10 protein-coding genes are annotated in these 8,766 nt (G+C 49.0%); 7 read left to right on the forward strand and 3 right to left on the reverse strand.

Translation table 11 applies throughout. The features are described 5' to 3' along the window. Positions 1–451: 451 nt before the first annotated feature. From infC to RT018_RS12285, 4 genes are all read left to right on the forward strand, one after another. Positions 452–964: a translation initiation factor IF-3 gene (infC, locus tag RT018_RS12270; protein WP_312942397.1), complete on the forward strand. Its 513-nt coding sequence runs from the start codon at positions 452–454 to the stop codon at positions 962–964. 36 nt (positions 965–1,000) lie between these two features. Next, positions 1,001–1,198, forward strand: coding sequence for a 50S ribosomal protein L35 (gene rpmI / locus RT018_RS12275; protein WP_312942400.1), 198 nt, complete (start codon positions 1,001–1,003; stop codon positions 1,196–1,198). Between the two features lie 34 nt (positions 1,199–1,232). Continuing rightward, positions 1,233–1,586 carry a 50S ribosomal protein L20 gene (rplT, locus tag RT018_RS12280; RefSeq protein ID WP_312942402.1) on the forward strand — a complete coding sequence of 118 codons (354 nt, stop codon included), beginning with the start codon at positions 1,233–1,235 and terminating at the stop codon, positions 1,584–1,586. A gap of 144 nt (positions 1,587–1,730) precedes the next feature. Next, entirely contained in the window at positions 1,731–2,081 is a 351-nt protein-coding gene (locus tag RT018_RS12285) for a TnpV protein (protein ID WP_312942404.1), read from the forward strand. Positions 2,082–2,217: 136 nt separating this feature from the next. Here RT018_RS12285 and RT018_RS12290 read toward each other — a convergent pair whose 3' ends face one another. From RT018_RS12290 to trmB, 3 genes are all read right to left on the reverse strand, one after another. Further along, positions 2,218–3,849, reverse strand: a complete 1,632-nt coding sequence (locus tag RT018_RS12290; protein WP_312942405.1) for an NAD(P)H-dependent oxidoreductase — start codon at positions 3,847–3,849, stop codon at positions 2,218–2,220. Then, complete coding sequence (locus RT018_RS12295) at positions 3,846–4,391, reverse strand: PadR family transcriptional regulator (RefSeq protein ID WP_312942408.1); 546 nt, start codon at positions 4,389–4,391, stop codon at positions 3,846–3,848. Before RT018_RS12295 ends, RT018_RS12290 begins: the two co-directional genes overlap by 4 nt. Positions 4,392–4,886: 495 nt before the next feature. Further along, entirely contained in the window at positions 4,887–5,591 is a 705-nt protein-coding gene (gene trmB / locus RT018_RS12300; protein ID WP_312942410.1) for a tRNA (guanosine(46)-N7)-methyltransferase TrmB, read from the reverse strand. Positions 5,592–5,982: 391 nt separating this feature from the next. On the opposite strand from trmB, the gene RT018_RS12305 reads away from it, so the two are divergent. From RT018_RS12305 to RT018_RS12315, 3 genes are all read left to right on the forward strand, one after another. Beyond that, positions 5,983–6,762, forward strand: a complete 780-nt coding sequence (locus RT018_RS12305) for an enoyl-CoA hydratase-related protein (RefSeq protein ID WP_312942411.1) — start codon at positions 5,983–5,985, stop codon at positions 6,760–6,762. Positions 6,763–6,820: 58 nt separating this feature from the next. Then, positions 6,821–7,657, forward strand: a complete 837-nt coding sequence (locus RT018_RS12310; protein WP_312942413.1) for a 3-hydroxyacyl-CoA dehydrogenase NAD-binding domain-containing protein — start codon at positions 6,821–6,823, stop codon at positions 7,655–7,657. Between the two features lie 23 nt (positions 7,658–7,680). Continuing rightward, on the forward strand, positions 7,681–8,766 hold a 1,086-nt coding region (locus RT018_RS12315), incomplete at its 3' end, for an acyl-CoA dehydrogenase (protein ID WP_312942415.1).

An 8,766-nucleotide genomic window follows, 5' to 3' on the forward strand; every position in this document is an offset into this window, starting at 1 on the left:
TTCTGCTGGTTCTGCTGGTTCTGCTGGTTCTGATTCTGCTGGTTCTGCTGGTTCTGATTCTGCTGGTTCTGCTGGTTGTTCTCACGGTTCTGTGCCATACTGCACACCTCCCTTCGGTTCGCTGAGTACGAGAAATAGTCTTCCGCTTTCCTCAAAAATTATGTATGTGTGATGCAGAGGCAAATAAAATCTTAAAATAAAGACGTTGGTGCTTGACAAATAAGGCCAGCACTGATAAAATAACAAGGCAAAATAAAGTGAGCCGGGTGCATCCGCTCCACCTCCCGCCATTGGCACAGAGGTTAACACCGTACTCAAACCGCCCACGGCGGTTTGTTGACAGGCGCGTTCCGATCTAAGGAAGCGGCGTTTGTCCGGAGAGTTACGCGGATGCCCGATGGGCGCCCGCGTTTTTTTGCGATTTTTGAATGGAGGTGCTTGGACTATTAGCATGGTAGAGCATGAACTGAACGAGGCGATCCGGGACAGGGAGATCCGTTTGATCGGAGCAGAAGGCGAGCAGTTGGGCATCATGCCCTCCGCCGACGCGCAGAAGATCGCCGACGAACAGGGTCTGGACCTGGTGAAGATTTCACCCCAGGCCAAGCCGCGCGTGTGCAAGCTGATGAACTATGGAAAATTCCGGTTTGAACAGAGCAAGCGGGAAAAGGAAGCCCGGAAGAATCAGCACGTGGTGGAAATCAAGGAAATCCGCATGTCTCCCGGTATTGACATCGGGGATTTCAACACCAAGCTGAAAAATGCCCAGAAGTTCATTGACGAGGGAAACCGCGTCAAGGTATCGGTCCGTTTCCGCGGACGCGAGATGGCCCACACCGATATTGGCAGAGCCTTGCTGGCCCGGTTTGCCGAGCAATGCGCCGAGACCGCCGCATTAGACAAGACCGCCAAACTGGAGGGTAGGATGATGTCCATTTTCCTCTCTCCTAAAACTGGTAAATAAACAGATTCTTTAAACACACGGAAGGAGATTTCAATTATGCCGAAGCTGAAAACCCACAGTGGCGCGAAGAAAAGATTCAACCTGAGCAAGAGCGGAAAGGTTAAGCGCGCCCATGCATACAAGAGCCATATCCTCACCAAGAAGACCACCAAGCGCACTCGCCGCCTCCGCGCCGGCACCTATGCGGACCAGACCAATGTGGATGCGATCCGCAAGATGATCCCCTACAAATAAGATACTGAACGGTTAGAATAGGAGGCAATTCAAAATGGCAAGAGTAAAAGGCGCGCTGATGACGCGCAAGAGAAGAAATAAAATCATGAAGCTGGCCAAGGGCTATTGGGGCGACAAGTCCAAGCACTTCAGAATCGCAAATGAGGCGGTCATGAAGTCCTTGAGCTATGCTTACACTGGCCGCCGCCTGAAAAAGCGCGACTTCCGTCAGCTTTGGATCACCCGCATTTCCGCGGCCTGCAAGCTCAACGGCATGAACTATTCCACGTTCATGCACGGGCTGAAGACCGCCGGCGTGACCATCAACCGCAAGATGCTGGCCGAAATGGCGATCAACGACGCCGCCGCTTTCACCCAGCTGACCGAGATGGCGAAAAAGGCCGCGTAAAAGCATAGTTTACCCTTAAAAGCACGAAGACGGACATCCATTAGCAATCCTCCAATAAGAGTATTTACGAAATCATAATTGTTTAGCAGACAGCCGAACGATTACCGATGAATTGTAAATAATCTTTATTGGAGGATTTACTTTATGGCAAAGCTTGAATTTGAATGCACAGAGATTGATGGGTTGTTGTATCCCAATATTGAACTTGATGGAAAAGCCGAACTTGATAGCTTGGGAAAATATGGACGACTCCGTCTAAGCTATCTACATGAGCAAAAGCCGGGTATGTACCGGGAACTGCTTCTCACAGGCGAGTTGATAGAGCATTCTGCTAAACTTGAAAATGCCGCTTTTGCAATGGCGGAGCGTGTCCGTACCGATTATCTGAAAAAATATCCCCTGCCGGAAGATATTATATTGGAGCGTATTCGTATCTCTACGCAGGCTCAGATGATTGCAGATGAAATTGTTGCAGTCCAACTGGTTTGTAGTTAAATATGGAGCACGCCAGACACAATCAAGTGACTGGCGTGCTCCATATTTAGGTAAGTGCCTCGAAATGCGTCTTAGCATCTATCAAATTGGACAATAAAGCCATGTTATTTTTCCATCAAACTACCTCGCGTTGGGCTTACTCATTGTTTTTGCTATATCCCGCAATTTTGGCAGGATACCACTTTGCAAACCAAGCTGTAAATATCCCCAACGCACCAGTGACAACCCATATGGAGATTTCTAAAATGACTGTGTTTGACAGGCTGATAGCGTATAGCTCCGCAATGCCCCATAGCAAATATGCTACACTCCATATAATTGTCAGTGTGCGATTTGTTTTTATGAAAAGCGGAATTTTATAGGCTTGTTCTCCACCATAATCCTTGCAGGAATAGTACGCTGTAATCGGGATACTTAAAAATGAAGAGGTCAACCAAAGTATTCCCGATGCAAACGGCGGCAAAGATAATTGCCAAGTTGCTCCGCCAGTAATAAGCACAAGAAGTCCAATTAAAGTGACTGAAAATACACCGATTCGCTCATATGGCGTTGGTGCAAACCAAAAGTGAAGTACAGCTACAAGTCCGCTTGCCAAAATCCCCGCTGCTCCACCGAGAATATAATCAAAAGGCATTAGAATCCACATAGCCAAAAACGGGAGTAGTAGCAGTAACATATTTGAATTTTTCTGAATAATAGGTGCAGCTATCACAGGCTTTTTCGGACGAAAGAAATCATCCAGTTTCATCATAATATCAAAATCGCCCAAAACCTTATACCGTCGTTTCACAAGCGCCTCAGAGCCATCTACTTTACCCTCTGAAATTTCATTCCATAGCTCAAAGGTAGTTTCGATTCTGGTAGTGTAAGGTACAAACTTTTCAGTTGCAACTGTACATTTCTCTTTTCCAAGCAAAAGCTGATAGGTCTTGCCTAAGTCAGTAAAATGCATTTCCAAAACAATATCTTTTATATATAAGTCAGAATTATACAATGCCGCCATTTGCCGCAAAAATGGGTGAGACTTGTCTTTAGGTGTGCTATTATCTAGCGAGGATATTTGGTTTATTTCTTCAATCTCCCAATCGGCGTTTGCCATCTCAATAAAGACTTCGGGTGGGTATAACAGTTCGCTCAATTTGTACTGAATATCCTGCGAAAAGCTCCCATGGAGAGCGTATTCCTCACCGGCTTTTTTAGCATAAGATAGATATTCCTCAATACGAGAGGATAGCTCCGGAACACGAAACAATTCCCCCTCTGGACAAATGATTTTTGCAAGCCTGCCCTCAAACATAATTTCGAACTGTTGTAGTAGTGCATCGTAATTACCTTTTACCGAGTAAAAGCCACAGGTTGAGATTAAAATATGGTGTTGCTTTGTTAAATCATATCTTGATGGATGCCCATTTGTTCCATCTTCATAGGTATTCATTGTAGGGAGATTTGTGGGAAGCAAGCGATCAAGGAACGCCTTGGTTTTTGAAGGCATTCCAAAGTAATAAAGAGGAAAACTCCAAATAACCAAATCAGCGTTAATATATTTTTCTATCAGTTCTGTCATATCGTCATGGATTACGCACTGCCCAGGAGTTTTCGTCCAACAAGCATAGCAGCCGAGACAATGACCTATATCAGATTTACTAATATCCACTAATTCAACTGCATTACTTTGGTTGCGATTTATCCCATCTAAGAATGCTGTTGTAATTTGAAAGGTGTTGCTGTTTTTAGACTTTGGGCTACCATTTAACACGAGGATATTCATTGTAAATCCTCCAAAGTCTTAATCGCCTCTTCTGCAAAATCATGGCAAGCTTTTATATGCAATGCTCCAAAGCGAGTAGTGAGCCGCCAATAGACAGCATTTCTGTTTTCATCCTGACTGTATTGCACTATGTTGTTGTTGGCTTTTTCTAAATCAGCCAGTTCATCTAAGCATTTTGCTCTGTACTCTTTGAGCATCTTTATATTTTCATATATATCTTTCTCGCCGGAAAAGAATAGTTTCATCAAAAATGTGCTGCGTGTTTGAAATTCATTTTCTAAGCTGCTTTCTGCAAGCCAGTTTTGTAACTCCTGTTTCCCTAACTCCGTAATGGAATAGAGCTTTTTATTGGGTTTGTCTGTCTGGAATACGATTTCTGATGTAAGCCATCCCTGTTTTTCCATTCCATTTAGTTCACGATAAATTTGACTTGTTTGAGCTTGCCAGAATAGAAACAGTGAATCTTTGAATGTTTTGTCAAGGTCATATCCTGTCATCCGATTATAGTTTAAGAGACCTAATAGACCATATTTTAGTGACATTTTTGACACCTCCATTTTATATTATACATTTATTATATTCCATAAGTACAATATAGTCAATGCAGTAAGAGTAAATCTTTTCGCCTTGTCATAAGTCAGAGAGCAGTTTAAATCTCAATGAACTGACAGCATAGGAAAAAGAAGTACGATAGCGTACTCCACGGTGTCATAGGGATATTTTCTAAGCCAAGGAGAAAAGGCGGTATGTAGCGGCAGACAATTTATCAATCTGCGTATACTTCTTTTTTCTCTCCACTGTAAAGAATCTTTGCGGGCGAAGTGTAAGGCAAGAGAAAAGCCGTAGGACTTCAAAATCCTACGGCAAATCTTAAAAACTGAAAACATCCTTATTAGACAGGGGCTTTCGGATGTCCGTCTTTTTTCTGTCTTCTGACGCTTTTTCCTTATGATGGGCCTTATCCAATTTAAAATTGGCGCATAAAAGAACCGGCAGTTATCCCAAAGAAAAAAGCCGCTGCTTTTACTGGCTGTGCCTCAGAGAGCAGGGCTGTCTTCCGATGCTGCGTCCACCTGGGTATCGTCCGTTGGAGAGGGCTCCGGCTCGGACCACTCCGCCATGGTGGCAACCAGCCGATTGATGGGTGTTCCCAGACCGTGGAATTTCTCCTCATAATCCGTCATCACACCAACGGGGCCATTTTCGTGGAGGTTTCGGGTCACCTCCGAAAGGGTGAAGCCGAATTGAGGAAACTCCTCCACGGAAAACTCAAACAGGGGGGCGTTATCGGTTTTAAAGTGCACCTGCCCGTCCTGCCGCAGAACCCGCCGGTAAAGTTTGAGAAAATTTCCGTGGGTCAGGCGGCGCTTGGCGTGCCGGCTGGAGGGCCACGGGTCGCAGAAATTGACGTAGATGCGGCTCACCTCGCCGGGCTCAAAAAAGGCGGGGAGCTGGTCGGCGTTTGCATCTACAAAGAAGACGTTTTCAAGCCCCTCGGTCTGGCAGCGCTCCATGGCGACCACCATAGCATCCGGCACCACCTCCACCGCGACAAACAGCACGTCCGGCTCTGCGGCGGCGGTCTGAGCGGTAAACCGTCCCTTGCCGCAGCCCAGCTCCACCCGCAGCTCCCGCGCGTCCGGCTTTAGCGTCTGCCAATGTCCGCGCATGGAATAGGGGTCGGAAATCAACAGCGCCGCGCACCGCTCCATGCGGGGAACCAGATTTTTTTTCTTTCTCATTCGCATCAGGATACATCCTCCCAGTTGTAAAAACAGCCGGCGGCCCTTGCTTTTCCTGTCGCCGCACTGCTGCAAAATTGCGCATAAATATTAGATTCCAGGCTATTATAGCATGCTTTTTTTTCCTTGTAAATGCGGGATACATGGGAAAATGTAGCCCTGCAAAAAAGACGCTCTTCTTGCATCTGTTAACTGCTTAACACAATCGCATAAAATTGCGTAACGAATTTGTACGAAATGTAAAAAAGCAAGATTTGTTAGATTTCTTCTCCGATTGGGGTTGCTAATTGGGGCGGGAGAAACTATAATGAACATTGTGAGTATTTTAGCAAAGTCTGTGTTCCATAGGGCAGGTGCCTTTGACCTTTGACAAATATTGGAGGGGGAAGATATGGCGTTTGTAGATTTGGAGAAGCGAGCCGGAGGGGTGGCAATTCTGACCATTAACCGTCCCGAGGCGCTGAATGCACTGAATGGCGAAGTGATTTCCCAGTTAAACGAGGCGCTGGATCGAGTCGACCCGGCGTCTGTCCGCTGTCTAATTGTCACCGGGGCGGGTCAGAAGGCCTTTGTGGCAGGAGCCGACATCGCGCAGATGCGCGATCTGACAAAAGCGGGGGGCGAGGCCTTCGGCAAGCTGGGAAACGACGTGTTCCGGAAGCTTGAAACCCTTGCCGTACCCACTGTCGCCGCTGTAAATGGCTTTGCGTTGGGCGGCGGCTGCGAGCTGGCCATGAGCTGCGACATCCGTTTGTGCGCGGATACGGCGGTGTTTGGACAGCCGGAAGTGGGGCTGGGCATTACGCCGGGCTTCGGAGGCACCCAGCGTATGGCCCGGCTGATTGGTCCGGGAAAAGCGAAGGAGCTGCTCTATACAGCCCGCAATATCAAAGCGCCTGAGGCGCTGAGCGTAGGTCTGGTACAGGCCGTTTACCCCGCCGAGACGCTGATGGCGGAGGCGGAGAAGCTTGCCGGGCGCATTGCTGGAAACGCCCCGGTTGCCGTTCGTGCCTGTAAGAAGGCCGTGAACGACGGACTTGAGGTAGAGATGGACGCGGCAATGCTTGTGGAAGAAAAGTTGTTTGGATCTTGTTTTGAGACGGCGGATCAGAAAAACGCCATGAGCGCCTTTGTGGAAAAGCGCAAGCCCGACCCGTTTATAAATGGCTGACGTATCGGCCTTTATGAAATAAATCCCATAAACATGTGAAATAATAGGAGGATTTAACATGAAAGTTGCAGTATTTGGCGCAGGTACAATGGGCAGCGGTATTGCTCAGGTTTTCGCGGCAAAGGGACACACGGCCCTTATGTATGCAAGTTCGGTCGCTTCCGCCCAGAAGCACAAGGATAAGCTGGCGGCGTCTTTGAAAAAGCGCGTGGAAAAGGGCAAGATGGCGCAGGAGGCGATGGACGCACTTCTGGCAAACGTGCTGGTAGAGGAAAAGTCCGCTTGTGCGGATGCAGACCTGATCATTGAGTGTGTCAAGGAAGACATGGCCACCAAGAAGGAACTTTTGAACGAGCTGGACGCCATGTGCAAGCCCGAGACGATCTTCGCATCCAACACCTCTTCTCTGTCCATCACCGAAATGGGCAACGGACTGAAGCACCCCGTCATCGGTATGCACTTTTTCAATCCCGTCCCCAGCATGAAGTTGGTGGAGATCATCCGTGGTGCCAGCACCGCACAGGAGACATTTGATTACATCTACAACCTGACCCGCGAGATCGGCAAAGACCCCATTGAAGTTGCCGAGGCTCCCGGCTTTGTGGTCAATAAAGTACTTATCCCCATGATCAACGAGGCCGCAGGCCTGGTGGAAACCGGCGTTGCCTCCGTGGAGGACATCGACAAGGCCATGATGCTGGGTGCGAACCATCCCATGGGACCTCTGGCTCTGGGCGATTTCATCGGTCTGGACGTGTGCCTTGCCATCATGGAGACACTGTATAACGAAACTGGTGATTCCAAATACCGTCCCGCGCTGCTTCTGCGCAAGATGGTCCGTGGCGGTCTGCTGGGCAAAAAGAGCGGCAAGGGCTTCTACGACTATTCCAAGTAAATTCAATAAAAGGAGTAAGAAATATGGATTTTCATCTGTCGAACGAGCAGTTGATGCTCCGTAAGATGTACCGCGAATTTGCCGAAACTGAAGTAAAGCCTTTGGCAGAGGAAGTTGACGAGGAAGAGCGTTTCCCCATGGAAACCGTGGAAAAAATGGCCAAACTGGGCATGATGGGCATTTATTTCCCCAAGGAGTACGGCGGCGCCGGCGGCGACGTTCTCTCCTATGCCATGTGTGTGGAAGAGCTGGCCAAGGTCTGCGGTACCACCGCGGTCATTGTCTCGGCGCATACCTCTTTGTGCTGCGCTCCTATTTTTGAGCACGGCACCGAGGAGCAGAAAAAGAAATATTTACCCGACTTGCTTTCCGGTAAGAAAATCGGCGCGTTCGGCCTGACCGAGCCCGGCGCAGGTACCGATGCTTCCGGCCAGCAGACCATGGCCGTGCTGGAAGGCGACCACTATGTACTTAACGGCACCAAGTGCTTTATCACCAACGGCACCGTGGCTGACACCCTTGTGGTGTTCGCCATGACCGATAAGAAGGCCGGCAACCACGGCATCACCGCCTTCATCATTGAAAAATCCTTCCCCGGCTTCTCTGTGGGCAAGCACGAGAAGAAGATGGGCATTCGCGGCAGCTCTACCTGTGACCTGATTTTTGAAGACTGCATCGTGCCTAAGGAAAACCTGCTGGGCAAGGAAGGCAAGGGCTTCAAGATCGCCATGCAGACACTGGACGGAGGCCGTATCGGCATCGCTGCCCAGGCGCTGGGTCTGGCTGAGGGCGCCATTGACGAGGCTGTGAAGTACACGAAGGAGCGCGTTCAGTTCGGCAGACGGCTGAGCCAGTTCCAGAACACCCAGTTCCAACTGGCCGACATGCATTGCCGCACGCAGGCCGCACAGTACCTGGTGTACGCCGCTGCTTGCAAGAAACAGCTCCATGAGGATTATTCCATGGACGCTGCCATGGCCAAGCTGTTCGCCGCCGAAACCGCGTCTGATGTGACCCGCCGCGCCGTGCAGCTCTTCGGAGGCTACGGCTACACCCGCGAGTATCCTGTGGAGCGCATGATGCGTGACGCGAAGATCACCGAGATCTAC

Source organism: Oscillibacter sp., from assembly GCF_032060045.1.
Classification (GTDB): domain Bacteria; phylum Bacillota; class Clostridia; order Oscillospirales; family Oscillospiraceae; genus Oscillibacter.